Source organism: Candidatus Erwinia dacicola, assembly GCF_001756855.1.
GTDB classification, from domain to species: Bacteria; Pseudomonadota; Gammaproteobacteria; order Enterobacterales; family Enterobacteriaceae; genus Erwinia; species Erwinia dacicola.
The window spans coordinates 1-1,607 of record NZ_MAYS01000316.1 but is presented as its reverse complement, the minus strand read 5'-3'; the positions used below and the strand labels follow the sequence as shown (position 1 = coordinate 1,607).

Below are 1,607 nucleotides of genomic sequence, written 5' to 3'. Positions count from 1 at the left end.
CCACGTCCCAAGGCTCTACCGCGTGGTGAAACGGGTTAAAAGGGAAGAATTGGATTGAATGCAGGGTAAGCTGTTTGATGGTGAACCTGATGACGATGCCGGAACAAGGGAGTAAAATCACAATCCAGACTGGTTCGAACTTGTTTTTTCGGGCCGGTCTGCTTTTTATATACTGTAAGGTTATTGCACATCCCACCCAGTCTCTTCCCATATTGACCCATTTCATCCCATGATTATCTCACTAATTCCCTGTCATTATATCTCAAGTCTAATCACGTAATGACGGCGTGGCAACACCGTATACCTTTAATTCTGAAGGTAAAGCGTGGCTGTACGGCGCGAGCTTTAACTACAAGTCCTGATTATCCGGCAGGCTCTAAGCACAAAAAACCTCACGTCAGTGGGTTTTTTATTGCCTGAAGCTAACCGGGTATTTACTGGGAGTCGATAGAAGTCAGATCGCCCTCAATCGCCGACGCATTCGGGTTTTCCTGCGGGATCAGCTTGCCGTCGCTGGCAAGGAAATCATGATGCTGGAAATATGCCGCACGCACAAAGGCGTAAGGATCTTTCGAATTTTTCAGGATAGCGTCGGAATCCAGTAGCTGGGCACGGGTTTCAATCCCTTCCAGCGTCCATTTACCAATCGACATCCACCAAGTCAGACAGCTGAGCGGCGGATAGACATCGTCGACCAGCCCTCCAATATCTTCACGCGGCGTAAAGCCACCGTAGCCCGGCAGCTCCACGTAGGTACTGTAACCGACACCGTAATGGCCGAGCGTGCTGCCAAAGGCGCGCATCTCTTCTTTTGCCAGTTTCGGGTTAGCCATGGAGGCGACATCGATAAAGCCGCCCATGCCTAGCAGGGTGTTCAGGAAGAAGCGGTTGAAATGCACCATCGCCTTATACGGATTACCTTCCACAAAGTAGTTCACCATGGTTGAAGGCTCATCGAAGTTGCTGAGGAAGTTCCCCAAGCCGGTGCGCGCAGGCACGGGCACATAATCACGCCAAGCCACCGCGACGCGACGCAGGACATAGGGATCCAACACGTTATAGTTAAAGTTGAACATTGAACGGTTGAAACCTTCCAGCGGATCGGAACGATCCTGTGGTTCATCCCCCGGTTTAGAGCTAGCGCAACCCACCATCAATACGCTCCCCAGCACTAAGCCCGTTAGGCGATAGTTCATAGTTTTCTCCCTGTACTGTTTTATAAATTATCGCTCAGCGGATTACATTTGCCAGTTAATTTCAACAGCCATCTGCTGCTGCCCGGCAAACGGCGTGACCGCACTCAGCCCGTACCCCAGTCGCCAGGCTGCGGATTGGCGCTACCATCACGTGAAATACGCACGCGGACCTGTAACGGGTGCTGCGCGGGATCATCACCACGCGCCGATCGTCAGCCGGTAACAACAACATCTTTTGCTAGGCGCTAATGGCCTCGGCATAGAGCTGCTGACCAAAAGCATTAAATGCCAATAAGCCCAGCACCCGCAGATCGCTGCCGTCATGATGCGCCATCTCTTTCAGCATTGCCGTTATCTAGCTGTTATCCTGCAAATCTTGATAATAGGTCAATACCTCGCGAATTCAGATAA

1 protein-coding gene and 1 pseudogene are annotated in these 1,607 nt (G+C 51.3%); both read right to left on the bottom strand.

Annotation, left to right across the window (positions count from 1 at the left end; translation table 11 throughout):
• Positions 1-434 precede the first annotated feature (434 nt).
• The gene (mlaA, locus tag BBW68_RS09310) at positions 435-1,196 is read right to left on the bottom strand and encodes a phospholipid-binding lipoprotein MlaA (protein WP_070135142.1); all 762 of its coding nucleotides are present in this window, start codon (positions 1,194-1,196) and stop codon (positions 435-437) included.
• Positions 1,197-1,238: 42 nt separating this feature from the next.
• Positions 1,239-1,384 (bottom strand): annotated as a pseudogene (locus BBW68_RS20710) (c-type cytochrome biogenesis protein CcmI/CycH); the annotation flags it as partial.
• Positions 1,385-1,607 lie beyond the last annotated feature (223 nt).